Origin of the sequence: Streptomyces sp. NPDC050264, from assembly GCF_040655895.1 — a bacterium.
GTDB lineage: Bacteria > Actinomycetota > Actinomycetes > Streptomycetales > Streptomycetaceae > Streptomyces.
In genome coordinates, this window is record NZ_JBFAKV010000038.1 from 33585 (window position 1) to 60240 (window position 26656).

General features: G+C 70.0%; 26 protein-coding genes. 14 read left to right on the forward strand and 12 right to left on the reverse strand.

Features of this window, described 5'->3' with window-relative positions; all coding sequences use genetic code 11:
* The first annotated feature begins 44 nt into the window (after positions 1–44).
* The 5 genes from AB0J02_RS40270 to AB0J02_RS40290 all read left to right on the forward strand — a co-directional run bounded on the left by AB0J02_RS40270 (position 45) and on the right by AB0J02_RS40290 (position 5044).
* Positions 45–1067, forward strand: coding sequence for a sugar ABC transporter permease (locus AB0J02_RS40270; RefSeq protein ID WP_363198878.1), 1023 nt, complete (start codon positions 45–47; stop codon positions 1065–1067).
* 14 nt (positions 1068–1081) lie between these two features.
* A complete protein-coding gene (locus AB0J02_RS40275) occupies positions 1082–1948 on the forward strand; it encodes a carbohydrate ABC transporter permease (protein ID WP_363198903.1) in 867 nt (288 codons plus the stop codon).
* 15 nt (positions 1949–1963) lie between these two features.
* A complete protein-coding gene (locus AB0J02_RS40280) occupies positions 1964–3217 on the forward strand; it encodes an ROK family transcriptional regulator (RefSeq protein WP_363198879.1) in 1254 nt (417 codons plus the stop codon).
* Positions 3214–4119, forward strand: coding sequence for a Gfo/Idh/MocA family oxidoreductase (locus tag AB0J02_RS40285; protein WP_363198880.1), 906 nt, complete (start codon positions 3214–3216; stop codon positions 4117–4119). Before AB0J02_RS40280 ends, AB0J02_RS40285 begins: the two co-directional genes overlap by 4 nt.
* 133 nt (positions 4120–4252) lie before the next feature.
* Positions 4253–5044 (forward strand): NAD(P)H-binding protein, encoded by a 792-nt coding sequence (locus AB0J02_RS40290; protein ID WP_363198881.1) that lies wholly within the window; start codon positions 4253–4255, stop codon positions 5042–5044.
* A gap of 100 nt (positions 5045–5144) precedes the next feature.
* Here AB0J02_RS40290 and AB0J02_RS40295 read toward each other — a convergent pair whose 3' ends face one another.
* Positions 5145–5777, reverse strand: a complete 633-nt coding sequence (locus AB0J02_RS40295) for a TetR/AcrR family transcriptional regulator (RefSeq protein WP_363198882.1) — start codon at positions 5775–5777, stop codon at positions 5145–5147.
* Positions 5778–5941: 164 nt separating this feature from the next.
* Between AB0J02_RS40295 and AB0J02_RS40300 the strand changes: the two genes are divergently transcribed.
* From AB0J02_RS40300 to AB0J02_RS40310, 3 genes are all read left to right on the forward strand, one after another.
* A complete protein-coding gene (locus tag AB0J02_RS40300) occupies positions 5942–7342 on the forward strand; it encodes an MFS transporter (RefSeq protein ID WP_363198883.1) in 1401 nt (466 codons plus the stop codon).
* Positions 7339–8568, forward strand: coding sequence for an FAD-dependent monooxygenase (locus AB0J02_RS40305; protein ID WP_363198884.1), 1230 nt, complete (start codon positions 7339–7341; stop codon positions 8566–8568). Before AB0J02_RS40300 ends, AB0J02_RS40305 begins: the two co-directional genes overlap by 4 nt.
* A 117-nt stretch (positions 8569–8685) precedes the next feature.
* Entirely contained in the window at positions 8686–9465 is a 780-nt protein-coding gene (locus AB0J02_RS40310; RefSeq protein ID WP_363198885.1) for a hypothetical protein, read from the forward strand.
* Here the strand turns inward: AB0J02_RS40310 and AB0J02_RS40315 are convergent, their stop codons facing one another.
* The 3 genes from AB0J02_RS40315 to AB0J02_RS40325 all read right to left on the reverse strand — a co-directional run bounded on the left by AB0J02_RS40315 (position 9466) and on the right by AB0J02_RS40325 (position 12709).
* On the reverse strand, positions 9466–10620 hold the full coding sequence (locus AB0J02_RS40315) for an acyl-CoA desaturase (RefSeq protein ID WP_363198886.1): 1155 nt from the start codon (positions 10618–10620) through the stop codon (positions 9466–9468). It abuts the gene before it with no gap.
* Between the two features lie 27 nt (positions 10621–10647).
* Positions 10648–11787, reverse strand: coding sequence for a ferredoxin reductase (locus tag AB0J02_RS40320; protein ID WP_363198887.1), 1140 nt, complete (start codon positions 11785–11787; stop codon positions 10648–10650).
* A gap of 412 nt (positions 11788–12199) precedes the next feature.
* Positions 12200–12709 carry a TetR/AcrR family transcriptional regulator gene (locus AB0J02_RS40325; protein WP_363198904.1) on the reverse strand — a complete coding sequence of 170 codons (510 nt, stop codon included), beginning with the start codon at positions 12707–12709 and terminating at the stop codon, positions 12200–12202.
* 141 nt (positions 12710–12850) lie between these two features.
* Between AB0J02_RS40325 and AB0J02_RS40330 the strand changes: the two genes are divergently transcribed.
* Positions 12851–13822, forward strand: coding sequence for an SDR family NAD(P)-dependent oxidoreductase (locus AB0J02_RS40330; RefSeq protein WP_363198888.1), 972 nt, complete (start codon positions 12851–12853; stop codon positions 13820–13822).
* A 34-nt stretch (positions 13823–13856) separates the two neighbouring features.
* On the opposite strand, the gene AB0J02_RS40335 is transcribed toward AB0J02_RS40330, so the two are convergent.
* Both AB0J02_RS40335 and AB0J02_RS40340 read right to left on the reverse strand, forming a co-directional pair.
* The gene (locus AB0J02_RS40335) at positions 13857–14426 is read right to left on the reverse strand and encodes an MFS transporter (protein ID WP_363198889.1); all 570 of its coding nucleotides are present in this window, start codon (positions 14424–14426) and stop codon (positions 13857–13859) included.
* A 219-nt stretch (positions 14427–14645) separates the two neighbouring features.
* Positions 14646–15206 (reverse strand): TetR/AcrR family transcriptional regulator, encoded by a 561-nt coding sequence (locus tag AB0J02_RS40340; protein ID WP_363198890.1) that lies wholly within the window; start codon positions 15204–15206, stop codon positions 14646–14648.
* 305 nt (positions 15207–15511) lie between these two features.
* Here AB0J02_RS40340 and AB0J02_RS40345 point away from each other — a divergent pair, with 305 nt between their 5' ends.
* On the forward strand, positions 15512–16648 hold the full coding sequence (locus AB0J02_RS40345) for an oxygenase MpaB family protein (protein WP_363198891.1): 1137 nt from the start codon (positions 15512–15514) through the stop codon (positions 16646–16648).
* A gap of 694 nt (positions 16649–17342) precedes the next feature.
* Here AB0J02_RS40345 and AB0J02_RS40350 read toward each other — a convergent pair.
* A complete protein-coding gene (locus AB0J02_RS40350) occupies positions 17343–17936 on the reverse strand; it encodes a GPP34 family phosphoprotein (RefSeq protein WP_363198892.1) in 594 nt (197 codons plus the stop codon).
* A 103-nt stretch (positions 17937–18039) separates the two neighbouring features.
* On the opposite strand from AB0J02_RS40350, the gene AB0J02_RS40355 reads away from it, so the two are divergent.
* Entirely contained in the window at positions 18040–18489 is a 450-nt protein-coding gene (locus AB0J02_RS40355) for a hypothetical protein (RefSeq protein ID WP_363198893.1), read from the forward strand.
* Between the two features lie 100 nt (positions 18490–18589).
* Here AB0J02_RS40355 and AB0J02_RS40360 read toward each other — a convergent pair whose 3' ends face one another.
* Positions 18590–19270, reverse strand: coding sequence for a helix-turn-helix domain-containing protein (locus AB0J02_RS40360; RefSeq protein WP_363198905.1), 681 nt, complete (start codon positions 19268–19270; stop codon positions 18590–18592).
* 101 nt (positions 19271–19371) lie between these two features.
* Between AB0J02_RS40360 and AB0J02_RS40365 the strand changes: the two genes are divergently transcribed.
* Complete coding sequence (locus AB0J02_RS40365) at positions 19372–20337, forward strand: NAD(P)-dependent alcohol dehydrogenase (protein WP_363198894.1); 966 nt, start codon at positions 19372–19374, stop codon at positions 20335–20337.
* Between the two features lie 520 nt (positions 20338–20857).
* Entirely contained in the window at positions 20858–21094 is a 237-nt protein-coding gene (locus AB0J02_RS40370) for a hypothetical protein (protein WP_363198895.1), read from the forward strand.
* A gap of 175 nt (positions 21095–21269) precedes the next feature.
* Here AB0J02_RS40370 and AB0J02_RS40375 read toward each other — a convergent pair whose 3' ends face one another.
* From AB0J02_RS40375 to AB0J02_RS40385, 3 genes are all read right to left on the reverse strand, one after another.
* A complete protein-coding gene (locus AB0J02_RS40375; protein WP_363198896.1) occupies positions 21270–22868 on the reverse strand; it encodes an APC family permease in 1599 nt (532 codons plus the stop codon).
* Between the two features lie 193 nt (positions 22869–23061).
* On the reverse strand, positions 23062–24159 hold the full coding sequence (locus AB0J02_RS40380; RefSeq protein ID WP_363198897.1) for a MerR family transcriptional regulator: 1098 nt from the start codon (positions 24157–24159) through the stop codon (positions 23062–23064).
* A gap of 174 nt (positions 24160–24333) precedes the next feature.
* Positions 24334–24906: a TetR/AcrR family transcriptional regulator gene (locus AB0J02_RS40385; protein ID WP_363198898.1), complete on the reverse strand. Its 573-nt coding sequence runs from the start codon at positions 24904–24906 to the stop codon at positions 24334–24336.
* Between the two features lie 127 nt (positions 24907–25033).
* On the opposite strand from AB0J02_RS40385, the gene AB0J02_RS40390 reads away from it, so the two are divergent.
* Positions 25034–25957, forward strand: a complete 924-nt coding sequence (locus tag AB0J02_RS40390; protein WP_363198899.1) for an NmrA family NAD(P)-binding protein — start codon at positions 25034–25036, stop codon at positions 25955–25957.
* Positions 25958–26228: 271 nt separating this feature from the next.
* Here the strand turns inward: AB0J02_RS40390 and AB0J02_RS40395 are convergent, their stop codons facing one another.
* Positions 26229–26357, reverse strand: a complete 129-nt coding sequence (locus tag AB0J02_RS40395) for an LPFR motif small protein (protein ID WP_363198900.1) — start codon at positions 26355–26357, stop codon at positions 26229–26231.
* Positions 26358–26656: the final 299 nt, after the last annotated feature.

Consider the following 26656-nt stretch of genomic DNA (forward strand, 5'->3'; position numbering starts at 1 on the left):
GCCGCACCGCCACACCTCATGAACGCCTCGTCGAAAGCCGCAGCATGACTACCGCCACCCCCAGCGCACCCCAGCGCCACAACCCCCCCGACGGCTCGCCGACACCGCCCGCCGACAACCGCCGCGGCAAACCCATGACCGCGAGCCGCCGCACCAACCGGGCCGGCCTCGCCTTCGTGAGCCCCACCTTCCTCGTCGTCCTCGTCGTCGTGGTGCTGCCCATCCTGTGGACGGTCCTGCTCGCCTTCCAGCACGCCAAGCTCGTCGACATCCAGGGCATGGGCCTGTTCGGCAACTGGAGCCTGCGCAACTTCGAGCAGGTCTTCAACTCCGACGGCTTCTGGTCCAGCCTCGGCACCACCGTCCTGTACACCGTGGGCGGCACCTTCGGCTCCGTCGCGCTCGGCCTCGTCGCCGCCCTCGCGCTGCGCCGGCCCTTCCGCGGCCGCGGTTTGCTGCGCGCCGCGATGCTCCTGCCGTACGTGGCGCCCGTCGTGGCCGTCGCCTTCGTGTGGGAGGTCGCGCTCAGCCCGCAGTACGGCATCGTCAACGAGTGGGGACAGAAGCTCTTCGGCTGGGACGATCCCATCGCGTTCCTGTCGACCCGCTCGTACGAAGTCCACCTGCTCGGCCTGCACTTCGACATCCCGCTGGCGCTGCTCACCGTCATCGCGTTCGAGTGCTGGCGCTACTTCCCCTTCGCCTTCCTGTTCATCCTCGCCCGCCTCCAGGCGGTACCGGACGGCCTCGAGGAAGCCGCGAAGGTCGACGGCGCCACACCCACCCAGCAGTTCCGGCACGTGCTGCTGCCGCAGCTCATGCCCGTGATCGCGCTGCTGTGCGTGCTCCGCTTCATCATGACCTTCAACAAGTTCGACGACGTCTATCTGCTGACCGGCGGCGGAGCGGGCACCGACGTCGCCGCCGTCCGCGTCTACGACTTCCTCACCTCGCGCTACGACGTCGGCGCCGCGGCCGCCCAGGCACTCGTCCTGGCCGTCGCCCTCATGGTCCTGCTGGGCCTGTACTTCAAGTTCTTCGGCAACAAGATGCAGGAGGAGTCGTGACCCGTAAGGCGGCCATGACACGAGCCCAGTTCGAGGAGACCTTCTTCGGCGTCGCACGATGGGTGGTCATCGCCTTCCTGGTGCTGATCACCTGCGTGCCCTTCTACTACATGCTGCTCCTGTCGGTGAAGCCCATCGACTCCCTGCTGCTCGACCCCGGCTCCCTGTGGGTGTCGGCCAAACAGCTCACCTTCGACACGTACAGCGAGGTACTGCGCTCCACCGACGACGGCGGCCAGGGGTTCCTCCAACTCCTGCGCAACTCCGCCCTGGTGTCGCTCGGCACGGTCGCGCTGACCCTGCTCGCCGCGGTACCCGGCGCGTACGCGATCAGCCGGCTGAAGTTCTTCGGCAGCCGCCAGGTCAGCGCGCTGTTCCTCGCCGTCTACCTCTTCCCCTCGACGCTCCTCGCCGTCCCGCTGTTCGTGATGTTCGCGAAGATCGGCCTGTCCTCCAGCCTCGTCGGGCTCGCCATCGTCTACGTCGCACAGACGGTCCCCGTGGCGATCTACATGCTGAAGAACTACCTCGTCACCATCCCGTACTCCATCGAGGAAGCCGCAGCCCTCGACGGCTGCAGCCGCCTGCAGACCATGCGCAAGGTGATCCTGCCGCTGGCCCTGCCGTCCCTGATGGCAACCGGCCTGTACGTGCTGATGATCGCGTGGAACGAATTCCTCTTCGCCCTGCTGTTCCTCGCCGCCGACCCCGGCAAGTGGACCGTCTCGCTGGGCCTGGCCCAGCTGTCCAACGGCATCGAGGTCTCCAAGACGGTACTCATGGCCGGTTCGGTGGTGCTGACGCTTCCCGTGGTAATTCTGTTCTTCGCCGCAGAACGCCTGCTCACCGAAGGCCTCACCAGCGGCGCCGACAAGAGCTGAACAGGGGAAACAGCGATGACGACGCCGAGTCCGGCGAGCTCGGGCCGACTGCTGCAGCTCATCCGCAGCGGCCAGGCCAACACCCGCGCCGATCTGCAACGCGCGACCGGTATGTCCCGGTCCACCGTGGGGCTGCGCCTCGACGACCTCAACCGGGCCGGCTGGCTGCGCCAGGACACCGGCACCTCGACCGGCGGCCGCCCCTCCCACCGCCTCGCCTTCGACCCCGGCCACGCCGCCGTCATCGCGATCGACCTGGAGACCCGGTACGCCCGCGCGGCCGTCCTCGACCTCGCCGGCACCGTCCTGGCCGAACACCGGGCCGAACTGGACATCGGCGACGGCCCCGACCGGGTGCTCGACCAACTCGCGCGCTGGTTCCCCGAATTGCTCGCCGCCGCCGGGACCCCGGCCCACCGCGTCTGCGGAATCGGCCTCTCCGTGCCCGGCCCCGTGGACTGGGAGACGGGGCAGGTCGTGCAGCCGCCGATCATGCCGGGCTGGGACCGGTACCCGATCCGGGAGCGGATGCAGGAGGCGTACGCGCAGCACGTGGGCCCCAGCATGGAGGGCACGGAGGCAACGGCTGTGCCGGTGTTCGTCGACAACGACGCCAACCTGATGGCGTTCGCCGAACAGCGGACCAGTCACCCGGACTGCTCCGCGTTCGTCCTCGTGAAAGTCTCCACCGGCATCGGCGCCGGTGTCGTCGTCAACGACGACATCTACCGCGGCATCGACGGAGGCGCGGGCGACATCGGCCACATCCGCCTCCACGACCGGCCCGACGCCCTGTGCATGTGCGGCTCCTACGGCTGCCTCGCGGCCGTGGCGAGTGGCCGCGCCCTGGCCAAGGGCCTGAGCGACCTCGGACTCGACGTCACCCCCGGAGCCGACGTCAAGGCACTCCTCGACCAAGGCCACCCGGACGCGGTCCGCCTCGCCCGGGATGCGGGCCGACGCGTGGGCGAGGTCCTGGTCACCGTCGTGACGCTGCTCAACCCCGGTGTACTCATGCTCGCCGGAGACCTGTCGGGCATCCCCTTCATGACCGGTGTCCGCGAACTCCTCTACCAGCGCGCCATGCCCCGTACCACCGCCCACCTGAACGTCGTCACCTCCCGGCTCGGCGAACACGCGGGCCTGATCGGCGCCGCCGCGATGGTCGTCGACGTGCTCTACGCGCCGGAGCGGGCCGACGCCCGGCTCCGCGCCCTGGCGGCAACGCCTCCCGTCCGCACCGCACCGGAAGAGCAGGAAAATTCGTGACCGACACGGCAACCGCACCCGTCACCTGGACCCGGCAGCCCGTCCGCGTGGGGCTCGTCGGCGCGGGCCCGTGGGCCCGCGCGATGCACGCCCGGATGCTCGCCGCCGGGCCCGAGACACAGCTCACCGCCGTCTGGGCACGCCGTACGGAGGCGGCCCAGGAGACGGCCGCGCCCTACGGCGCACGGGTGGCGGCGCGTTTCGAGGACCTCCTCGACCACTGCGAGGCCGTCGCCTTCGCGGTGCCACCGTCCGTCCAGGCCGAACTCGCGCCCCTCGCGGCCAGGCACGGCAAGGCACTTCTCCTGGAGAAGCCACTGGCCCTGGACCTCGCGGCCGCCGAACGGCTCGTGGACGCGGTCGACGAGGCGGGCGTCGTCACGCAGCTCGTCCTGACCAAGCGGTACCACCCCGTGACCCGCCGCTTCATCGAGGAGGCACAACAGCTCGACGTCATCGGCGCCCGTTCCTGCTACCTCCACGGGGCCTTCCTCGGCGGTGACTTCGCCACGTCCTGGCGACTCGAACACGGCGTGCTCCTCGACCTGGGCCCGCACCTGCTCGACCTCCTGGACGCCGCGGTGGGTCCCATCGCCGAGGTGCGCAGCACCGGCGACACACGCCGCTGGACCGAGCTGACCTGCGAGCACGAGAACGGAGCCGTGAGCCAGGCGTCGCTGTCCGGCGCGGTGCCCCGCGAACGGGCGCTGACCCGGGTCGAGTTGTTCGGCCGGCAGCACGAACTCGTCTACGACACGGCCGGGATCGACCACGAGGAGTGCTGGCCGATCCTCCGGCGCGAGTTCGCCACGGCGGTCCGCACCGGGAGGTCGGGCGGCCTCGACGCGCACCGTGGTCTACGGCTTCAGCGGCTGCTGCACCGCGCCGCGCCGGGGAGCTGATCCGCACCGTTTGTCCCGCGCTTCAGGAGCCGACCCACTTCACGGTGCCGACCGGCCGGACCAGCGGCTCGCGGACAGAGGCTGACCTGGTTGCCCCGTAGGGTCCGCTTCTGACATCCAGCACCTGGGGACCTTGGGCTGCCAGGTGGTCGAGCGACTTCGGCAAGCCGGACAGACGGTTCGCGCGCTCACACGCAGCCCGGTCGAGGCGACGGGTCTGCCCAGCGACGTGGAGGTGGTGAGCGGCGACCTCACGACGCCGCGAACGCTGACAGCGGCTTTCGGCGGTGTCTTTGCCGTGCACCTGCTCAAAGCCACCGGGCATGACCACGCCCCGTTGCGGACCGGGCCCCAGATCATGGCCATGGCCGTGGAGGCGGGCGTGCGACGGCTGACAGTCCTGGCCCCCGGCGAAGAAGAAGAGGTGGAGCAGGCCGTGCGTGCCTCCGGCCTCGAGCGGACGTTCATCTGGCCGATCGACCTCATGTCGAACGCCCTGGGATGGGCCGAGGCCATCCGCGGCACGGCAGAGGTTCGCGAGCCGTCCGCGCACCGCAGGACTGCTTCGGCCGACGAGTCGGACGTCGCCGACGTCGCCGCGACCGTGCCGGCCCGCGGCGGTTACGCGGGAAGGCGCCTCATCGTGACGGGCCCTGAAGCACTCACGCCGGTCGAAAAGGTGTCCGCCGTCGCGGCGGCGACCGGCCGCGTGATCCGTTGCACCGAGCCGACCGATGCCCAGGCACGCCGTCAGTGGCGGGCCGAGGGCAGGCCCGACGAGGGCATCGAGTTCATGCTGCACATGTGGGCGATGGTGCCCGGGACAGTGGGCAGGACGACTTCGACGGTGGAGGAAGTCGTCGGACGGCCGCCACGGACCTTCGCACAGTGGGCCGCCGCACACGCCGACGCCTTCCGTCCCTGACACGTAGGACGCCAGGGCAGCACTCTCTGCGGACGGCATGACCCGGTCGGCATCGACACCGTGGAACCGGGCGCAGGCTTCGAGCAGAGCTGTCCCGGCGCTACTTGGTCCGGTATGCCCGGAGGAAGGTCCGCACTCCCTCGACGACGAGCGGCTGGACGCGGGTGTCCTCCACGGCATTCGCGGAACCGAGCCTGTCCAGGGCGACACCGAAGGTCAGCGCGATGAACTGATCGGCCGCGAGACGAGGGTCGGGGACGTCGAGCAGCCCGGCCGCGGCGAACGCGGCGAACCGCTCGGCGATCGCCTCGTCGGGGGTGTCGGCCATGGAGTTGTAGCCCCGGTGCGGCAGGTGGCCGGACTCCGCCCGGACCAGTCGTTGCAGCGTCGCGTACTCCGCCGAGCCGAGCATGTCGGTCGCGATGCGCATCGAGAACGTGACCAGGGCGTCCTCGAGGTCGGCGTCCTCGGTGAGCTCGGTGAGGGTGTCGTCGAGGGTGTGCCTGATCGTAGTGATCATTGACTGGCCGACGGCGTCGACCACTGCTTGCAGCAGCGTCTGCTTGTCGCCGAAGTAGTCGTAGACCGTCCGCTTGGACACCTCGGCCCGGGCGGCGATCGCGTCGACGCTGGACCGGTCGAAGCCGTCGGCGAGGAACAGTTCCCGGGCAGCCGTGAGGATGGCGGCCCGCTTCGGCGTGGACCCCTCGCGCAGTGTCTTCGTGGTCGGCATGGGCACATCTTAGCCGCTCATCGAACTACACTGCACGGTGTAGTGTAATACTGGCTCGACGGGGCCCGCACGCAAGGAACCCGCTTCGCTCGGCGCGGCCGCGCCTTCGTCAACTCGGATGCCACTGACGCGAGTTCGCCCCACCAACGACGGAAAGGACGTCCATGACCGCAACTCTGGCTGTTTCCCCGGTCCGCATGGGGAAGGCCGCTGTCTGGGCCCTCGGCATGCTGGCAGTCGCCACCGGTGCCCTGGAGTCGGTGGTGACGCCGACGCTCCCGCTCCTGCAACGTGAGTTGCATATGAGCCCCGCCGAGGGAGCGTTGCTCAGCATCGTGCTCCTCATCACCGGCGCGCTCGTCACACCCGTCGCGGGCAAATTAGGTGACCGCTACGGCGGAAAACGGGTTCTGATCCGGCTGATGGCGGTGGTCTGCGCCGGTGGCCTGGTGTCCGCCTTGGCGCCGAACCTGCCGGTGCTGCTGCTCGGTCAAATCCTGCAAGGGGCGATGGTGGGCGCGCTGCCCCTGTCGTTCATCCTGGTACGCGAACACCTCCCCGCGGGAGAGTCGAAGGTGGCCATCGGGACGGTCAGCGGGTTGTTCGTCGGCGGCGGGATGGCGGGAACGCTGTCGGCCGGGCCCGTGGCGGAAGGGCTGTCCCGGCACTGGATGTTCGCGCTGCCGACGATCGCGGTCATCGGGGCCACCATCCTTGTGAACAGGCTGATGCCGCATGACCAGTTGGGCCCGCCGGACGGCACCCGGGTCGACTGGCCCGGCCTGATTCTCTTGAGCGGGACGCTGATCACGCTCATGCTCGTGCTCGCCCTTGCCCCCGACCTCGGCTCGCAGCCCCTCGTGTTCGGCGTGCTCATCGTGGTGTTGGCCGCCTTCGTGACCGGATGGACCGCCGTTGAGCGGCGTGCGGCCTCGCCGATGGTCGATCTGCGCATGCTGGCGCGGCCTGCGGTGTGGAAGTCGTGTGTGCTGACCTTCGTGATCTGCGTCGGTACCTCGGTGCCGGTCTATCTCGTCCCGCAGCTGTTCGCCGTCGACGCCGACGGCTACGGATTCGGGGCCGGCGCCACCGAGATCGGCCTCTTCCTGCTGCCCGGCGCCGTGGCCGCGTCGCTGGCCGGGCCGATCGGTGGGATCGGGGCGCGGCGTTTCGGCTCGCGCGCCGTGGTCACCGGCGGGATCGTCACCATGGCAGCCGCCCTGATCGCCCTGGCAGCCGTGCACACCGAGATCTGGCACCTCGTCCTCGGCAAGATGATGATCGCGCTTGCCAACGGCCTGTGCGTCACGGCGCTGGTGACCGGTACCGCCACCTCCGTCGATCGAAGCGACACCGGCATCGCCACCAGCCTCGTCCTGGTGACGCGCGTGATCGGCTTCGCCGTGGGTGTGCAGGTCAGTGGCGCGATCCTCACCGCCGGAACCCCTGCCGGGTCGGATGTCCCGGCCGAACCGGCCTTCGTCACCGGCTTCGTCATGGCCGGCGCCGTCACGGCGCTGTCCCTGCTCGTCGCCCGCACCCTGAGCAAAGGAGTCAAGGAATGACCCGCACCGATCTGCTGAGGAACACCCGTACCCGCCCGAGGCGCAAGGTTTTGATATCCGGGGCCGGCATCGCGGGACCCGCCCTCGCGTTCTGGCTGAACCGCTACGGCTTCGCGGTCACGGTGGTCGAGAAGGCGAGTGCACTTCGCGGCGGCGGGTACCCCATCGACGTACGCGGCACCGCACTTGAGGTCGTCCGCAGGATGGGAATCCTGCCGCGACTGCAGGACGCGCACATCGACGTGCGCCGGCTCACCTTTCTCGACGGAGACGGCAGCGAGGTCGCCTCGGTCGACCCGCACACCGTCACCGGCGGAGTCGCGGGACACGACATCGAGGTACGGCGAGGGGACCTGACCGACGCTCTCTACACGGCGGTCAGTGACGACGTGGAGTTCCTGTTCAACGACTCCATCGACACCCTCGACCAGTCCGGCCACGGGGTCGACGTCACCTTCCGCGGGGGCGGCAGGCGTACGTTCGACATGGTGTTCGGCGCGGACGGCCTGCACTCGCGTACCCGCGCGTTGCTGTTCGGCCCCGAAGAGCAGTTCCACCGATATCTCGGCTACTGCTTCGCCGGGTTCACCATGCGCAACTCCTTCGGGCTCTCCCGCGAACTCATGATGTGGAACACCCCGGGCAGGGCCGCGGCACTCTACGCCGTGGGGGACAACGACACCGTGCACGCCTTCCTGAACTTCGCCCACCCGGAACCGCCGTTCGAGGCGTTCCGCGACCCGGAGGCCCAACGGGACCTGGTCGCCGCGGTCTTCGCCGACGCGGGGTGGGAGGTCCCGGGCATGCTGGCCGCCCTGCGCGACGCGGACGACCTGTTCTTCGACGGGGTCAGCCAGATCCGCATGCCCCGCTGGTCCAACGGCAGGATCGCGCTCGTGGGCGACGCCGCATACGCACCCTCGTTCCTTACCGGACAAGGCTCCAGCCTCGCCCTCGTCGGCGCGTACATGCTCGCCGGCTCCCTGGCGGACCGGGACCACGCCGCCGGCTTCGCCGCCTACGAACACACCACCCGTGACTTCGTGACCGTAAATCAGGAGCAGGTCGGCGAGGGCGATGCCACGCTCTTCCCGACCACCGCTCGGGCTCTGGAGCAGCGCAACGACATGCTGCGCAGCCTCGGCGCGCCGCGCGCTGTGCCCCCCGTGCAACGACGACCTGCCCATTCGGCTCTCACCCTGCCCGAATTCATGCCCTTGGCGTGAGGCCGGGCAAGCGCGCCCGTGAGGGGCGTCACCGGCGACGCGGTACTTGGGAGCTGGGCGCACATATATCCCGCGCCCTACGATCACCCGCTACGGCTGCGGGAGTGAGGGACGGTAATGATCAAGGACGCCGAAGGCGGGGTCCGGGCGGCGGTGTTGCTCGCGGGAGGCGCGCCGCTGCGGAGCGCGCTCGTCGGTGCCGGCCCCGGCGACTGGCTCGCGCTGGACGCAGGAGTGCGTGAAATTGCCTGGCACCGCCCGGGGGTTCTGCCGGAATGGGAGCACTCTGCCCCGCTGCCCGTCGACTTGACCCAGGTCGACGAGGCTCGGCTGGCGGTGGCGCTGTGCCACCGCGACGGTCGTATCCGGCAGGAGGCGTTGCGTCGGTCGTCCCGCTGTCCCGACCTGTTGCCGTTGATCGTGCTCCGCTGCGCCGACTGGGTCGGCCCGGTGCGCGAGCACGCTCGGCGGCTGCTGCGCGAGGCCTTGGACGTTGATGCCGCCATCCGGTTCGCACCGCTGATCCTGCGCGTCGGCCGCCGCGACAGAGGCGTCTTCGGCGTCGAGGTGCTCGGGGAGACCCTGCGCCGGGCCTCCCGCGGGCGGCTCGCCGCACTCTTCGCGTCCTCCGACCGCGGGGTGCGGCGGTTCGCCTATCGGCTGGCCGCCGACAGCCGGCTGCCCCGCCCTGCCGAGCTGGCCCGCGTGGCCGCCCAGGACGAGGACACCGTGATCCAGGACCTGTGTGCCACAGCGGCGATCGAGGCTCCGCGAGACACCGAGGCGTATGAGGACGTGCTGCCTCTCGTCGCGGCGGGCATGGACGCCGGGGCCGACGCCAGGGGTCAGCCGGGCGGGACCGGGCGGCGGCGGAGGCCTGCCCCGGCCTTCATGTGATCATGCGTGAGGGTCCTCGACGGCAGGTTCGACACCTGCGCTGTCCGCGCCCCGGGTGCCGTTACGCGGGGGCAGGGTGTGGCGCAGGATGCGGCCCCACATCGACGCGTACTGGCGCCACAGTGGCCCGGTGACGTACGGGAGGCCGTAGCGGGCGCATATCTCCCGCACGCGCGGGGCGAGTTGGGCGTAGCGGTTGCTGGGCAGGTCGGGGAAGAGATGGTGCTCGATCTGGTGGCTCAGGTTGCCGGAGAGGACGTGCAGCAGGGGACTCCCTTCGATGTTCGCCGAGCCCTGGATCTGCCGCAGGTACCAGTCGCCGCGGCTCTCGCCTTCGAGCTGCTCCTCGGAGAAGGTCTGTACGTCGCCGGGAAAGTGGCCACAGAAGATGACCGTGTGGGCCCAGATGTTGCGGGCGCCGTTGGCGGTGAGGTTGCCCAGGAGGCAGGGCAGCGCAGAGGGCCCGGACAGGAGCGGGAAGAGGACATAGTCCTTGGCCGCCTGGTGAACTGCCTTACGGGCCAGCTCGGTTGCATCGCGCAATAGGGCGCGCACGCTCTTGCGGCCGGCCCACGCGGCGTCGGTCTCCAGGTCGTAGAGGGCGATGCCCCACTCGAAGACGGGCGCGAGCAGAGCGGCGTACAACGGCTGGAGCAGATGAACGGGGCGCCACGGCTGGTCCGGGCTCATGCGCAGGACGGTGTAGCCGAGGTCGCGGTCGCGGCCGACGACATTGGTGTATGTGTGGTGGAGGTGGTTGTGGGTGTGTTTCCAGGCGTCGACCGGTGTGACGAAATCCCAGTCCCAGGTCGTCGAGCTGATCGCCGGGTCGCCGAGCCAGTCCCACTGGCCGTGCAGGATGTTGTGGCCCAGCTCCATGTTCTCCAGGGTCTTGGCGACCGTGAGCAGGCTGGTGCCCGCCACCCAGGCGGGCGGGAACAGGGAGAAGGCGAGCGCGATCCTGCCGCCCACTTCACAGCCGCGCTGCACGGCGATCACCGTATGGATGTAGTGGGCGTCGTCCGGGCCGCGGGCCGCGATGATCTCGGCGCGCAGCTGGTCCAGCTCCCGGCCCAGTTGTTCCGCGCGGTCGGCGCCCGAGGCCATGGGCTGCAGCGGTTTGTCGAGTCCGGTGACGGTCGGGGGCATGGGCATGGAGCCTCCTTCGAGAGCTCTGATGTCTCACAGGTCGAGGACGAGGGGGCCCGCTGCGGCGTTGACGCAGGTCTGGATCAACTCGCCCGGTTCGCCGTGCAGTTCACCCGTCCGCAGGTCGCGCACGCGGCCGTCGACGAGCGGGGTGAGGCAGCTCCGGCAGATGCCGCGACGGCACCCGTGAGGCATCGCCACGCCCGCTGATTCGCCGACGGCGAGCAGGGGCGCGGCGCCCGCGGCGTCCGCGTTTTTGCCGCTGCGCGCGAACCGGACTCGGCCGCCGACGGCATCGGCACCCGGTGGCAGCAGGGGTGCCAGATGGAAGCGCTCCACCCGCAGCCGTTCCCGTACGCCCGCGGCGGCCCACTGCCGCTCGGTCGCGTCGAGCAGTCCGGCCGGACCGCACACCCAGGTGTCCCGGACGCGCCAGTCCGGGCAGAGGCGGGCGATCCGGTCCGGGGTGAGGCGGCTGTCCGTACGCGTATGGGTCCGGTGGACGCTCAGCCAAGGCAACTGGGCGTTCATGGAGGACAGTTCGGCACGAAAGAGGCACTCGGCCGGTGCCGGCGCGCTGTGCAGGAGGAGGGTGTCCGGAACGGAGCCATGGTGGCGGGCGAGGGTCCGCAGCATCCCCATGACAGGTGTGATGCCGCTGCCGGCCGTCACGAACAGCAGCCGGCGGGGGAGGGGGTGCGGCAGCACGAACTCACCCTGGGCAGGCCCGAGGCGGACCACGGCGCCGGGAGCGGCTCGGTGCACCAGGTACGGAGACACCTTCCCCTCGCGATGGGCCTTCACGGTGACGGTGACTTCGCCGGGTTGGCCGGTGGACGGTGAGGTGATCGAGTACGTACGCCAGTGCCGTATGCCGTCGATCTCGACGCCGAGCGGGAGGTACTGCCCGGCCCGGTGCCCGTGCCAGCCCCTCCCCGGCCGGATCGTCAGCGTGGCCGCACCGGGGCCCTCCGCTCGCACTGCGCTGACCCGGCCCGCCGGATGCCGCGCCGACCACAGGGGGTCGAGCAGGCCGAGATAGTCGTCCGGCGAGAGCGGGCGGGTCAGCCAGGACACGGCCGCCAGAGCGGCTCGGTGACCGGGCCACCCGCCCAGCGGTCCGTTGAGGTGTGACGGCAACACTCCCGACCACCAGCGCGGGTGTGGGGACATGCGGGTGCGCCTCCCTCTCCTGATCCCTCGATGTGCCGGTTGCGAACTCCCCTGTAATCGCGCGGCATCGCTCTCAACCCCGCGTCCGGCCCGCCGCCGATGCCGGGCCGCTTGCGACCGAGCAAAGCACATGGCACGGCGGACCACACCGCCCCACGGCACGCTTCGCGCCATGCACCGCACGGCTTCTGGCAGGCGGAACGCACCGGCGGCCAGGGTGCCGACGCTGTCGGGGCACGCGAACATGTCCCGATGGCGACGCAGCGGAGCTACGTCGGAAGGACTCGGCAACGGGACAGCGGAGCGCGTCACCGCGGAGCTGCGGACGCGGGCCGGGGCCTGGTGCTGTCGGGGGAGAAGGGCACACCGACCGGCAGGCGGCCCCGACCGTCACCGTCCGGGAGCACGGGTCCTACGAGGAGGCGGCCGGGCCCACGAGGAGATCCACAGCGACCTTCAGCCGGTCGAGATAGAACTCACGTGACGCGGCCTGATGCTTGAGGCCGATCGATGCGCTGATCATCGTCTGTGCGACGGAAGCAGCCGCTCGTTGCCCTGACTCGGCGGCGATCGCGCCGGTGACCAGTTCCTCGAAACGTCGCGGCGCGCTCTCGACGATCTCCCCGAGGAGGCCGGGGTTGTCCTCGATGACCACCGTGACATCGCGCGTCAGCGGGCCGATGTAGCGGCCCGCCCACCGGTCGAACGCCTCGACCAGCCGCTCCGGAAGGGGGCGGCCGGTGTCGGCCAGGGCGTGTTCGACCGCTGCGATGTCCCGTTCCAGGGCCTGGGTGACCGCGGCACGGAAGAGAGTCTCCTTGGAGGAGAAGAGGAAGTAGAGGCCGGGCCGGGAGATCTGCGCCGCCCGTGCCACCGCCTCCATAGAGGTCTTCCGGTAGCCGAATCGCGCGAACGTGACCATGGCGGAATCCAGAACCACGGTCCGGCGGTCGGTATCGGCGGCTGTCGACGGCGGGTGGCCGACATGGGGACTGCTCATGGAGCGAGCGTACGGGCGTCGACCGAACTATACAAATCGCGTCTAGTTTGTATAGTCGCGGCTATGACTCCTCGCAAACTCATCTCTACGCGCTTCACCGCCTCCAGCACCGCGGACGAGGTGCTGCGGGACATCGATCTCACCGGCGTCCGCGCGATCGTCACGGGAGCGACTTCCGGACTCGGGGTCGAGACGGCCCGCGCGCTGACCGCTGCCGGGGCGGACGTGACGCTCGCTGTCCGGAACGTGGCCGCGGGTGACGCCGTCGCTGACGGGATCGAGAGATCGACCGGAGGGATCCGGCCGCGCGTCGCCCTGCTCGACCTCGCCGACAGGGCATCCGTCACGCGGTTCGTCGGGGCGTGGAGCGGCCCGCTTCACCTGCTGATCAACAACGCGGGCGTGGTCACCGGCGGTCTCGAGCGAACGCGGGAGGGATGGGAGCTGCAATGCGCGACGAACCATCTCGGCCATTTCGCTCTGGCCATCGGCCTTCACCGCGCCCTGGCCCGCGGAGCGACCGACCGCACGGGAGCACGGATCGTCTCGGTCAGTTCGACGGCACACATGCGTGCCGGCATCGACTTCGACGACCTCCACTTCGAGCGCCGCGGCTACGACCCGCAGATCGCCTACGCCCAGTCGAAGACGGCGAACTCTCTCTTCGCCGTGGAGGCGACCCGCCTCTGGGAGTCCGACGGCATCATCGCCAACGCGGTGAACCCGGGCGGCGTCGCGACGGGACTGCAGCGCAACTTCACACCGGCACAGAAGAAATCACTCGACGCGGCCGAGGCCGCCGGAGTCTTCACGTACAAAACGGTCGAGCAGGGTGCCGCCACCGGCATCGTCGCCGCCGTCGCCCCCGAGTTCGCCCACTCCGGAGGCCACTATCTCGACGACGCCCAAGAGGCGTACACCGTGCCGAACGACGCCGATCTCGCGCAACATCCGCACGGTGTCAAGGAATGGGCGCTCGACCCCGCCCTCGCCGAGCGTCTCTGGGCTGTCTCGGCCGACCTGCTCCGCGTCTGAACTCTCCAAGCCCGACGCCCTCGGCCCAGGCCGGTCATGCGCGGATCTCCTTGGGGACGTGCGGGCGCGGGATCCCGAGTGGCTTGGCACCGGCCGAGGGGTGCGGCTCACGCATCACCAGGAGGAGTGCGAGCAGGACGAGGGCGATGAGCGCGTCAGCGAGATACGGCGGGAGCAGGGGGTGGAAGCCGGCCTGGGCGAGGATCGCGGTGCCGAGTGCGGCGACGGCGATGCCGACGTTGAACGCGATGGCGGTGAGCGTCCCGCTGCGCGCCGCCCGTTCCGGGTTCACGTCGAGCGGCGCGGCCCCGCCGACGACGACGATCGCACCGATCCCCGCACCGTTGAGCATCCGTGCCACGACGAGATACCCGGGTCCCGCGGCGAAGACGAAGACGGCGAGCCCGGCGAGCAGGAGCAGGACGGCCACCAGGAGTACGGGCCGTCGGCCGAACCGGTCGGACAGGGCCCCGGAGACGAGGATCGCGACAACTGCCACGGCCCCGTACGCGGCGAAGATGATGGTGGTCAGGAAGGGTGGGTAGTCCCACTTCGCGGCGTACAGGGAGTAGAGCGTGGAGGTGGGCATTTTCCAGCCGGTCATGGTCGGCCCCTCCCGCGGTCACCGCCTCCGCCGCGCGGCCCTCCAGGAGGCGGCGCCGGGTCTGCTGGACGCGCTGATGGGAGCTATGGCGCGAGAGGGCTGACGGTCTCGGCGCTTGGGTGCGATGGCGCGGCGGGCGTCGGCGACCCGTCCTGGGCCGCGTCGAAGTCCCGATGCCGCGTCGGCGCCAGAGTGGAGTGGGACTTGCGCAGCGAGAGGTCAGTCCGCCGCTCTGAGGTAATTGAGCGTCATTTGAGTCAGCTCCGCCAGGAAGTGGTCCCTGGGGATGGGCGGGCGGTCCAGGAGGTAGCGGACCGTCAGATGTTCGACCGTGCGGACAAGCATCCACGCCGCCGCGGGCAGTGAGATGTCCGGGCGCAACTCCTCACGTCGGGTGGTGAGATAGGCGAGGACCAGTTCGCCGATGCGGTCCTCGAAGGCCCGCAGGGTTCGGCCGTCGTCCAGCCGAGGGCCGTCGACGATGGCGGCGCGCAGGAACGGCGGTTCCACGTCGAGGCCGTCGAGCAGGGTGGAGAGCGTGGTGCGGACGATCACCGGCGCGGGCTGCTCGAACTGCCCCGTCATCTGGGCGGTGACCCCGGACACCAGCTGGTCGCTGTAGCGCTCCAGTACGGACAGGACGATGGCGTCCTTGTGGGGGAAGTACTGGTACAGCGAGCCGGGACTGAGGCCGGCCGTCGTCGCTATGCGGCTGGTCGAAGCGCCCTCGTAGCCGTGCTCGGCCAGGACCCGCTCGCCGGCCTCCAGGATGCGCTCCACGGTCGCCCGCGACCGCTCCTGACGCGGAGCCCTGCGCGGGGAAACGCGAGTGCGCGGCGCACGCCGGGCATTGTGGCCAGGCGATGACGTGGGCATCAGAAGACGAGTTGAACGCGAATATGAAAGGCCGTCAGCATCGACTCATGGTCGCACACGAGCCTTCACCGCGAGATGACTTGGCCGAGCCGCCGTTCCGGACGAGGACGCCCCACCAGAAACGGACGCCCCGGCGCACGTACCCCCGACGCTTCCGCGAGACCGAACGCCGCAACCGCCGCGTGGGGCGGCCGCTGCGCGTTCTGCGTGTGAGCCGCGGCCGCGTCGACGAACGGCTGCTCGCCACTATCGGCGAGCGGCTGACAGCACGCGACGAGATCGGCGCGGCCCTGGCGAGTGCCCTGCGCACCCCCGACGCCGCGCACCCCGACAAAGTCACGATGCGGCAGTTCCGGCGCGCGCTCGTCGACGGCATCGACTCGGTGCCCGACCCGCCCCGAGCGCTTCGAGATTTCTTCGCCGCGGTCGACCCGGTGCCGGACTGGGTGGACTTCGACCTGGTCGACGAGGGCGGGCGGGTGGCGCGCCGATTCGGTCGCAACACCGCCGATGTGATGCTGCAGCTCGCGCTGATCGGCTCGTACCGATTCGACGGCCCGCCGCGGTTACTGGTCGAGACGGGCGGTCTGCTCGGCGGCTCCGCGCTGCGCAGGATCGCCGAGACCCAGCTGTGGGCGACGGCGGTCACCGCCCCCGGCGCCCTGCGCCGCACGGGGGAGGGCTTCCGTCTGACGGTGCATGTCCGCCTCATGCACGCCCTGGTCAACCATCGGGTCGAGCACGGCGGCCGATGGGACGTCGAGCGCTGGGGCCTGCCGATCAACAGATCCGACCTTGCCGCCACCCTGGGTCTGTTCAACGCCGTCCAACTGCTCGGCGTCCGCCTCCTTGGCGTGCGCGTGACCCGCGCGGAGTCACGCGCACTCATGCACCTGTGGAAGTACGTCGGCCACCTGATGGGCGTGGACGAGGACTGGCTCTGCGATCGCGAGTCCCAGCAACATCGCCTGAACTACCACCTGTTGCTCACCCAGAGCTACGGCGGAACAGCGGGCCCGCCCCTGGCCGGCGCACTCGTGGAAGCACAGCGCCACCTGTACTTCCCCCATTTCGCCCGAGTGCGCCGCGCCTATGCTCGAGCCCGCCTGCTGAGCATGCTGCGCTACTTCCTCGGCCGCCAGGGCATGCGCGATCTGAACCTGCCGCCCGCCCTGCCCTGGGCCGTGCCGCCCGTCATAGCCGCCAACCTCCTGCGTTACCAGATACTCGGCCGCACCGAGGCGGGACGCGCACACCTCCAGCGCCGAGGAGAGCGCTTCATCGAACGGCACCTGCAGCGACATTTCCACGAACAGGCGCCGGACGTCGCGGCGCTCGACGCCTAGGTCCGGGTTCCTCTTTCGCCATCTGCAGATGCTGGTGGCGGTGCAGGTGGCGATGCAGTTGGCAATGCTTCGAGCAGACTGTGATGCGCCGATCGGGTGAGCGCATCGAGACCCGTACCATGCTGCGCTGCGTGCATCGCGAGGCATCGACCAGTCCCTTTACACCGGGATCATGGACGCGTATCGGCACTGAACACGCCGCTTATTTCCGCCAGTTGGGAAGCTCAGGGTCAAGCGGACCTTGAACGGTATCTGGAAAGGTGCTTGTGGCAAGCGAGGCGGGTGGCCGCGTTCTCATCGGCATATTCGCCGCCAGGGGGCAGCAGCGGATGTTCACTCCCCGCGCAGATGAGGAAGGCGCGACTGTCGCGAAAACATTATCCGCACTCTTTGGCTGTCCGTCGGAGTGGTCGGCCTGTAGTGGCTGTCATCGGCGCCGTAGGTGAGATCAGGCGCTGACGATTGAGGGTTCGGTGTACGCATACTTGGGCCGCACGCGTCGGCCGACGCTCGCTCATCGAAGAGCGCGGCTGCACGACCCTGGGCGCCGCCGAGCACTGGGCGGCCCAACAGGGCGACTGGGTGCGGATCTTGGGCAGCGACGTGCCCCTCCGCAGCGGGATCTTCGACGCGCGGATCGACGTGATCGGGTCGGTCGTCACCGAGGCCCGGAGCCGCGGCGACGTCACGGTGTCTAGTAGCCACGCCAGATGTTGTCGAACGCGGCGTCCTCGATCACCTTCCGCTGCCGTACGGCCTCCAGTTCCTGCACCGCGTTGCCGACAGCGGCCAGCACGGTGACGGCCTCTTCGGTGAGGCCCTCGATCGGTTCCTCACGGATTCCGGCTGCGGCGCCCAGCGCTGCGAGCGTGGGCTCGCCCGAAGCCCAGCGCTCCTCCGCCTCGCGCCGGGCGGCCGAGTCGGCCAGCTCCGTCCGCCCGGTCCGCAGGGGGATCCGGCGGCCTCGCGGGCGGGTCGTCAGCCCGATCCGTTCCAGCTCGTCGACGTAGGCCGAGGACAGACCGCGGCCGCGGCGCCACAGCCAGTCCTCGACCGCCTCGTACGGTTCCTGCCGTACGAGCGCCGAGGCCGCCTCGTCCAGCAGACGGTCGCCCGTGAGCGACTGGGGGCCCGGCAGGATGCGGTCGCCGTCAAGGACTACGGACCGGGCCGCGATGAGGTCGAGAACCTCGGCGCCCGCGAGCACGAGAGACAGATTGCCCGGCTCCACCGGCCTGTCGGGCGCCACGTTCAGGGCGATGATCGCGAGGTCTCGTGCTGTGGTCATGAGCAGCTCCCGTGAGGTGGCCGAGTGCGGGGGTGCGGGGGTCAGGGCCGCCCGATGCGGACCGGGCCCCGCTTGTCCATTCTCGCTGTGGTCCGCCGGCCGTGTGTCCTACTCCGACCTTGTCGTGCGGGAGGCCGATCCGCAGAACGGCGGCGAGGCCCGGGGCTCGGGGACAGCCGACCGAACAGCACCGCCGAGCCAGGGGCGGCAGCGGTCCGTCGACCCGGCCAGACATGATGTGCTGATGGGACATCTCTCCGTCGACGTACGTGCTTCGCTTCGGTTCTTCGCCTTCTACCTCGCGAACGGCACCATCGACGTCGATCTGCTCGACGGGTTTGACTACCGGCCCGCTCTCTTCCAGTTCGGTTCACCGTTGGAGCGGGTTTTCGCGATCTACACCAATGTGTTGCAAGTCGATACAAACGGAGAGGTGCTGAACGACGGGGATGCGCAGTACCGCGCCGCACAGTGGATCCGCAGCTGTTGTGACCCGACGTACGAGGTCGAGCCGCCGTTTCAGGCTTGGGAGACCGAACTCCACGGGCCATGAACGAGCCGGTAGTTCACGTGGGGCATCACACCTCCACGCGAGGCTACGACTCTCAGCCGCCCTGCCGACAGAACGTGCCCGGGCCAGGCAGCGCTACATGTCAGGCTCTGGAGGACCGCCGCCGCTGGGGACCGTCGGCTGCGATCGGGAGACTGCGCAGGGCCAGCGCGGCCGGCGGAGGCAGTGGTTGGTTGGCCGCGTCGGCGCGGAACGACTGGAGCAGATAGGCCACCAGGCGCCGGGACGCTGCACCGTCACCCGGTACGGCGGTCACCAGACCGCAGTGTGCCAACAGGACCACGGCGAGGTCCGAAGGGTGAAAATCCGCCCGCAGCGCGCCCGACGCCTGAGCCCTGCGTACCAGGGTCATGAAGTCCCGCTCGGCTTGTTTCCGTGACTGCGCGTGCTCCGACGTACTCTCCGGGAAAGCCGCCACGAACGCGGCCGGGAACCCGCGTTCCTCCCGTTGCAACGCGCAGACCGTCTCTACCAGGTGTTGAAAGCCCTGCCATGGGTCAGGCGCGGCCAGAGCCTCGGTCAGCGCTCGAGCGCAGGTCTCCATCTGCTGTGCGAAGGCGCCCCGCACCAGGGCGTCCCGGGTCGGGAAATGCCGGTACAGCGTTGCTACGCCGACCCCGGCCCGGCGGGCCACGGTCGCCATCGGGGCATCGATTCCGTGCTCGGCGAAGACCGCGCGCGCGGCGACGAGGACGCGCTCCCGGTTGCGCCGGGCATCCGCCCGTACCCCGTCCTGAGCTGTGATCCGAGAGGATTCCACCATCACTGTCTCTCGCTTCCGGTCCAAGCGGACGATTGTGTCCACTTACGAGCTTACGGTCGGTGTCACATCCCCGTACGGTCACCGGCGGCAAAGGCAGAACGATGAACGACCGCATGATGAAGGCAGTCCTCTACGACCGCTACGGCGGCCCCGATGTGCTCTACGTGGGCCGGGTCCCACGCCCCGAGCCGGCCCCCGGCGAGGTCCTTGTGAAGGTCCGCGCGTTCAGCGTCAACGGCGGCGAACTGGCAGCCCGAGCAGGCCGTCTCCGCCTCGTCACCGGGCGGAAGTTCCCCCTGCGCGTCGGCTTGGACTTCACCGGCGAGGTCGCCGCACTGGGTACCGGAGCAACGCAGTTTGCGCTCGGCGACCGCATCTGGGGGGTTCTGGGCCGCACCGCCGGGTTCGGCAGCGCCGCCGAGTACGTGACCGTGCCCGCCGAGCGGGTCGGCCGGGTCCCCGACGGACTGGATCTGGTGGACGCCGCCGCGCTGCCGGTGGCCACCACGGCGGTCACCGCCCTGCGGGACAAGGCCGGGCTGCGCCCCGGCGAACGACTCCTCGTACGGGGCGCGGCGGGCGGCGTCGGCAACGCCGCCGTCCAGCTCGGACGGGCGTACGGCGCCGAGGTCACAGCCCTCGCCCGCGCCGCCAACCTCGACTTCGTCCGCGAGCTCGGCGCACACCACACCGTCGACCACCGAACCGTCCGGCCGACGGATCTCGGCCGCTTCGACGTGGTCCTGGACACCGCGGGGACCGACCTGCGGGCCTTCCGGCGCCTCCTGGATCCCGGCGGGCGGATGGTCGCCATCGCCTTCGACCTGAAACGACCCGCTGCGTCGCTCGGCTACCTCGCGGCCGGCATGGTCCACGGACACGCCCGGGTGCGCTTCTTCAGCGGCAACCCCACGCAGGGGCATTTCGACGACCTGGCCCGCCATGTCGTCGAGGGGAAGCTGAGCCCGGCGGTGGACACGGTCTTCCCTCTGGAGGAGACAGCGGCGGCACACCGGGCGTTGGAGGCGGGTGGCGTGCAGGGCAAGTACGTGGTCAGGGTCGCGTAGAACCACGGTGAAGCCGCTGGTCGGAGTCAGGCAGATCCACGTGTCGGACGCCTACTGGTAACAGCCTCCGACGCACAGCACGGTGACCGTGCCGCTGTCTCCTGCTGCCGTGGAGGTGGTGTGGTGGGCGGCGGCTGTGGGGGCCTTGCTGGATTCCGGGGCCGGCTGCCACTCCGACGGTATGTGCCGCGCCGAGCCAGGTCCGTGGGAGGTGTCTTCGGCAACCTTGCGGGCAGCACGGTGCTGGGCCGGTCGACGCAGGTCGGTCAAGGACGGGCTTCACCAGGGAACGGCGCTTGACCTCGATATCGAGTACAAGGCCCAGATCACGAGCGGCAGGATCACGAGGAGGACGATCGCGGCAAGGACTCTCGCCCATGTTGCAGACTTGCCCGGCTCTGGAGTTGTCATGGCTGAAGCCTGCTGCGCGGGGCAGCCGTGACGTCGCCGGCTTGGCCGAACTGTGACCGCGTGGGCGCCCCTTCGTCGTGTTCGTCGGATGCTGGGGTATCCGGCCCGGATGAACCTCTCGAAGAGAACGCGGGATGTCCTGATCGTTGCGGCCGTCTACGCGGTCGTCGTGCTGGTGCTGCGCTTCTCGGGTGCCGGCATCGGTTGGTGGATGGCGCTGCTGCTGGGACTTGTTGTGACTCCCTTGGGGTTCTGGATGGGCTGGTTGCGACGGCGCCTTGCCGAGCGGGCGGCGGAAGCCGGCCGGCGGCGTTTTCGGCCGTGGCCCGAGGAACGACGCCGCTGAGCCGGGCGCGGCTCCTTCCGGTACAGGCTGCCCGAGAGGCGGCTGCTCCAGTCGGTAGTAAAGGGCATTCAGCCGGGCGGCAGCACGAGCCGAAACCACCTCCAACTCCCGTGCCGGTGGGGGGATGTGGTGGGCGATCCCTCCCGGGGCCGGGCGCGTGAACGCCTGTCCTCGCTCAGTGGGCCGGGTTCGTGCGGAGGTGGGCGGCTCCCGAACGGACCGCCCATCCGAAGACCGCGAAGGCGGCGACGCCCACCAGAAGCGAGTCGTAGGGCGCGGGCAGATGTCCGGAGCCGCCGAACGTGCCGAGCCACGACAACAGGGTCAGCGCCGCCAGGTGGAACACGAGCCAGGCGCCCTGACGTAGTTCCTGGGCCGGGGGGCTGCCTGCCGTCCTGCGTCGTTGCAGCAGGAACAGGGGGACACCGGCAAGGACGAGAGGCAGGGCGAGCCGAAGGTCGTCCCAGCCCGACCAGTAGACGAACTCGGTCGCCACGGCGAAGCTGACGGGTGCGATCCAGCGCACCCCCGGCATGTGGCCGTCGGCGAGGGGCACACCACGCTCCCGGTCGTGTGCCCGGAAGGACGCCACGGCGACCGCCGAGGCGGCGTAGATGATCAGATACATGTCGCCCATCACGCTCACGATGTCCTGCCAGCCGCCGAACGGCAGCATGAACACGATGATGACCGCGAGGTTGAGGACCAGGGCGCGGCGTGCGATGCCGGAGCGGGGGTCGATGCGCATGAAGAAGCGGGGCAGCAGGCCGTTCTTGGAGAGGGCGTAGGTGTGGCGGGCGTCGATCGCGACGCCCACGTAGGCGGAGCCGCCCGGGGAGACCACCGCGTCGGCGTAGAGCAGGGTGGCCAGCCAGTGCAGGTTGAGGACGAGGGCGAGCTGGCCGAACGGCGACTCGAAGTTGACTCCCTGCCAGCCGTGCGCGAGCAGCGAGTCCGGCACGGTGTAGAGGAAGGCGAGTTGGAGTCCGAGGTAGACCAGTACCGCGAGGCCGATGCCGGTGAGGACGGCGGCGGGTACGTTGCGGCGCGGATTGCGGGCTTCGCCGGAGAAGTCGAGCGGGGCCTGAAACCCGTTCACGGAGTACACGATGCCGCCGCCGGCGAGGGCGGTGAGGCAGGCCGCGTAACCGTACGGGGCGAATCCCCCATGGTCCGTGAGGCGGCCCGCGTGGGTGCCGGACAGGAACAGGGCGACCACCGTGAGCACGGGGACGACGACCTTGAACACCGACACCAGGTTGTTCACGCGTGCGAACAGCCGCACCGCGAACCAGTTCAGCGCGGTGAGCAGCACGCTCAGTGCCGCGGCGACGCCCAGGCCCGACGCGGTGAGGCTGTCGCCGTGGTACAGCCCGGGCACGTAGTGGGCGGCGTACTGCATGATCGCGCTGATCTCGGCCGCGGTGCCGCCCACCGAGAGCAGGACGGACCAGCCGACGACCGTGCCGACCAGTCGCCCGTTGGCGTACAGCGGCCAGCGGACCGTGCCGCCGCCTTCCGGCCTGGTGGCGCCGAGTTCGACCATGACCAGGGCCACCAGTGCGCAGAGCAGACCGGCCGCGACCCAGGACAGCAACGCGGCGGGGCCGGCGGTCTGAGCGGCGTACATGGCGGCGAACAACCAGCCCGAGCCGAGGATGTTGGAGAAGCCGATCGCGGTCAGACCCCAGAACCCGAGGTCTTTGCGCAGCCGGTTCTCCTCGGCACGGACGTCCGGGGCACCGGCAGTCTCCACCGGTTGTTGCTGCGCCACGTGGCAAACCTCCTCGACGATCACGGGCCCCCGGGGGCCAGCGTGTCACGCGGCACGTCGCGTGTGTCGAAGATCGGCCCGTCCCGCGCCGTCGGGGCGGGACGCGCACGTGAGTCGCCGCCGCGCCGAACCACTTCGCGGAGCTTCGGGTGCCGACATGGCAGGCGTCAACACCCCGGAGTTGCGGCGCGGTTCAGGCCATGAGGAGGCGCAGGCCGAGATCTGCCGCGTCGAGGTCGGTGAGGTCACTGTTGCGCTCGGCCCACCGGCCGGAGTCGAGGTCGTCGCCGAGGCTTCGCACCGCACGCTGCTCGGCCTCCGGTCCGACCCTCGTCCACACCGATATCGCGCGGCGCACCTGATCCTCCAGATACGCCTCTGGTCGGCGCCAGTACGCTTCGAAGAGGCCATCGGCGCAGTCCCACGGGACGGGGACCGGCTCGGCGCGAGCGCCGATCGCGTCGGCCATCCCACCAAGCGAGGGAAATTCTGCGAGGACGGCAGCGAACTCGGGCAAGTAGTCGCGGGTCAGCCAGAACCGGCCCTGCCATCCGGGCTCATCGGTGTCGAACGTGAGCACCACCACGCGGCGGGCCACGCGTCGCATCTCGCGCAGCCCCGCCACCGGGTCGCCCCAGTGGTGAACGGTGGAGACGGCCATCGCGGCGTCGAAGGACCGGTCCTCGAACGGCAGGTTCTCCGCGGCGGCGGCCACGCACGGCGCCGCGCCGATGGGCCGCTGCGCCCGCATGACCGCCGACGGTTCCACCGCGGTCACGTCACGGTCGGCGGGCTCGTAGGAGCCGGTGCCGGCCCCGACGTTCAGCACAGTCCGCGCTTCTCCGAGCGCGTCCAGGATCTGCGCGGCGATCCGCGGTTCAGTGCGCCGCGTCGCGGTGTAGGCGCCGCCGATCGCGTCGTACAGTCGCACACCGAGCATGTCCATCTGTTCCTCCGGTGACAGCTTCAGTCCCTTCGCCCGCGCACCGAGCTCCCTGTCGATGGCCGCCACCATGGCATCAGCGCGATCACGCCGATCCAGCAGCAGTTCGCGCAGCCGGCGCAGGCGCGCGACCGCGTCGGTGGACGGGTCGCCGACCAGTTCCGCGACCTCCCGCAGACCGAAGCCCAGCCGCCGATAGGCCAGCACCTCCCTCAGCCGCTCCACGTCGCCGGCCGAGTAGGCTCGGTAGCCGGCCGCGGTCCGCGCCGACGGACGCACGAGCCCGATCTCGTCGTAGTGATGCAGCGTGCGGACGCTCACGCCACCCAGCTCGGCCACGCGCCCCACGGTCCAGTGATCCGCCACGGCACCGACTATGCGGCCTGACGCCACGTGAGGGTCAAGCGGCCCGCCGACGTGACAGTCGTCCTCGATGCGGCCGTCGCAGACGGCAGAGGCGGGAGTGGTCCACGGAGCACAACAGGTCGGCTGACAGCACCCGTTGGCCACGAGGATCCCGGGTTACGTGTCGGTGGGGCCGAGGCCCTGGATGGCGAACCGGAAGACGCGGTCGGCCTGGACGGTCGGGTCGGTGTGGTTCTCGGTGGCCAGGGCGATACCGACGATGAGCGTGAGCAGATCGCGGATGGTGATGTCGGCTCGGGCGGTCCGGTCGGCCGCGGCCTTGCGCAGCAGCGGGGCACCGGCTGCCTCGATGACGGCCGCGCAGGAGTCCTGACCGGTCTCGTCGGACGCGTCCGTCAGCGGTTGGTAGGAGAGAGCGTCGGCCAGGCCGCGCGCGGCCAGCGAGTAGGCCAGCAGCTCGCGCAGCCAGCGCAGGAGGGCGGCGCGGCTGTCGGCCTCACCTCGGAGCGTGTCGGCGAGCTCGCACAGGGCGTGGATCCGCTGTGTGAAGACGGCTTCGAGCAGTGCCTTGCGGGTGGGGAAGTGGCGTCGCACGGTGGCTGATCCGACGCCTGCCACGCGGGCGATCTGCTCCAGGGAGGCATCTGCGCCGTGGGCGGCCACTTCCGCCTCGGCCACGGTGAGGATGCGAGCGAAATTGCGGCGCGCGTCCGAGCGCTGACCAGTCATGTTCTCCCCAACATTGATAAGTGGCGGGCCCCGCCATATTCTAGCGGAGGTTAAACGGCGGGCCACGCCGTTTCTGTTGTGCGTACTACTGCTGCGTACTGCTGCGCACTGCTGAGGAGATGCACTCATGACCACTGAAGCGACACCCGTCCTCGTCACCGGGGCCACTGGCCGACAAGGCGGTGCCACCGCCCGCGCCCTGCTGGCGCAGGGAACGCCGGTGCGGGCCCTGGTGCGTGACCCGCACACACCACGCGCACGTGCCGTCGAAGAACTCGGCGCCCACCTGATAGTGGGAGATCTGACCGACCCGACAACCCTCAAGGCGGCCGTGGACGGCGTACGTGCCGTCTTCTCCGTGCAGATGCCCGCCTTCACCGACGGGAGCTTCGACTTCGCCGGCGAGGTCCGTCAGGCGGACAACCTCATGACCGCCGCGATGGCTGCCGGTGTGGAGCAGTTCGTCCAGTCCACGACCAGCGGGGTGGGCCGGCACACCGAGGCTCCGGGCTGGGCCGAAGGGCGCTGGGCCATGATGGAGAACCCACTGGGCACCAAGGCGGCCATTCAGGACCGCCTGCGCGAACTGGACTTTCAATACTGGACGTTGATCAAGCCGGCGTTCTTCATGGAGAACTTCGAGCCGTCCACGCGCTTCTACTTCCCGCGCGGTGTCGAGGGCGGGCTGGTCACCGTCGTCAAACCGGGCACACACCTGGCGCTTGTAGCGGCCAAAGACGTGGGCCGCGCCGCCGTAGCCGCACTGTCCGCGCCCGACAGATACCACCGCATGGAGCTGGAGCTCGCGAGTGACTACCTGACCATGACGCAGATCGCCGCCGTACTCTCCGCCGCTCTGGGGGTTCCGCTGTCGGCGCCGGACATGACCGAGGAGCAGGCCCGTGCCGCCGGCATGCCTGCCATGGGTGCGACCCACGAGTTCATGGAGGTGGTCGGCCAGCCCGCCCGGCCTCAGTTCGCCCGCGCGCTGGGTATCGAACTGACGAGTTTTCGACAGTGGGCGCAGACACACCTGCGTTCCACCGTATGAGCCGACGTCACGCACGAGTTCGATACGTGTGTCCGCGCAGTCCGTGGCGAGCCTGCGCGGATCGGCCGCGACTTTGCGCAGGGGCGTGCGGGCTGACAGGTAAGGGCGCGCTGCAACGGTGTTGCCGGGCTCATGACGCCGCGCAGGACACCCGATGTACGACCTCGCCTGCACCGGTAGAGCCGAGCGAGGAATGCGAGCGGGGGACAGGTTCAAGGAGTGGCGGCGCCGACGGGCCGTGCAGCGGGCCCGATCAGCCGATCGGCGTCGGTCAGTGGCGGCCGTGGGCGGAGTCGGACGCTCCGCCGAAGAGGCGGGCCACGGCGCGGAAGGGGAGCGTCACCACGGTGGCGATGGCTCCACCGATGGACCTGATCACGTCTGCGATGGCCTTGAGCATGAAAGTCACTTCCTCGTCATTACTGGTGGGGCCACCACGCCTTCGGGCGACCCCTGCATCCGCGAGTTCCCTGCGACCACCAGGGAAAACGTGCGGGCACGTATGGAGGAGCGAAGCTGTTGTTCGTGCCTACCGGGAGGCGGACCGACCCGCGGATCAGGCGGGAACCTCGCGGCCGGGGAGAGCGGCGAGGCGATCGATGGGCGGTGCGTCCTCGCGGACGGGTTGTGGCAGTGGCAGTGGCAGTGGCAGGGCAGGGGCCGGGCAGGCGCGGCCGGATTCGGGCGATGATGGGAGGG

Coding starts and splice junctions, on each gene's coding strand:
- AB0J02_RS40270 (WP_363198878.1), top strand. CDS start 45: ATGACTACCGCCACCCCCAGCGCACCCCAGCGCCACAACCCCCCCGAC.
- AB0J02_RS40275 (WP_363198903.1), top strand. CDS start 1,082: ATGACACGAGCCCAGTTCGAGGAGACCTTCTTCGGCGTCGCACGATGG.
- AB0J02_RS40280 (WP_363198879.1), top strand. CDS start 1,964: ATGACGACGCCGAGTCCGGCGAGCTCGGGCCGACTGCTGCAGCTCATC.
- AB0J02_RS40295 (WP_363198882.1), bottom strand. CDS start 5,777: ATGCCGACCACGAAGACACTGCGCGAGGGGTCCACGCCGAAGCGGGCC.
- AB0J02_RS40300 (WP_363198883.1), top strand. CDS start 5,942: ATGACCGCAACTCTGGCTGTTTCCCCGGTCCGCATGGGGAAGGCCGCT.
- AB0J02_RS40305 (WP_363198884.1), top strand. CDS start 7,339: ATGACCCGCACCGATCTGCTGAGGAACACCCGTACCCGCCCGAGGCGC.
- AB0J02_RS40310 (WP_363198885.1), top strand. CDS start 8,686: ATGATCAAGGACGCCGAAGGCGGGGTCCGGGCGGCGGTGTTGCTCGCG.
- AB0J02_RS40315 (WP_363198886.1), bottom strand. CDS start 10,620: ATGCCCATGCCCCCGACCGTCACCGGACTCGACAAACCGCTGCAGCCC.
- AB0J02_RS40320 (WP_363198887.1), bottom strand. CDS start 11,787: ATGTCCCCACACCCGCGCTGGTGGTCGGGAGTGTTGCCGTCACACCTC.
- AB0J02_RS40325 (WP_363198904.1), bottom strand. CDS start 12,709: ATGGTCACGTTCGCGCGATTCGGCTACCGGAAGACCTCTATGGAGGCG.
- AB0J02_RS40330 (WP_363198888.1), top strand. CDS start 12,851: ATGACTCCTCGCAAACTCATCTCTACGCGCTTCACCGCCTCCAGCACC.
- AB0J02_RS40335 (WP_363198889.1), bottom strand. CDS start 14,426: ATGACCGGCTGGAAAATGCCCACCTCCACGCTCTACTCCCTGTACGCC.
- AB0J02_RS40350 (WP_363198892.1), bottom strand. CDS start 17,936: ATGACCACAGCACGAGACCTCGCGATCATCGCCCTGAACGTGGCGCCC.
- AB0J02_RS40360 (WP_363198905.1), bottom strand. CDS start 19,270: ATGGTGGAATCCTCTCGGATCACAGCTCAGGACGGGGTACGGGCGGAT.
- AB0J02_RS40365 (WP_363198894.1), top strand. CDS start 19,372: ATGAACGACCGCATGATGAAGGCAGTCCTCTACGACCGCTACGGCGGC.
- AB0J02_RS40370 (WP_363198895.1), top strand. CDS start 20,858: ATGAACCTCTCGAAGAGAACGCGGGATGTCCTGATCGTTGCGGCCGTC.
- AB0J02_RS40385 (WP_363198898.1), bottom strand. CDS start 24,906: ATGACTGGTCAGCGCTCGGACGCGCGCCGCAATTTCGCTCGCATCCTC.
- AB0J02_RS40390 (WP_363198899.1), top strand. CDS start 25,034: ATGACCACTGAAGCGACACCCGTCCTCGTCACCGGGGCCACTGGCCGA.
- AB0J02_RS40395 (WP_363198900.1), bottom strand. CDS start 26,357: ATGCTCAAGGCCATCGCAGACGTGATCAGGTCCATCGGTGGAGCCATC.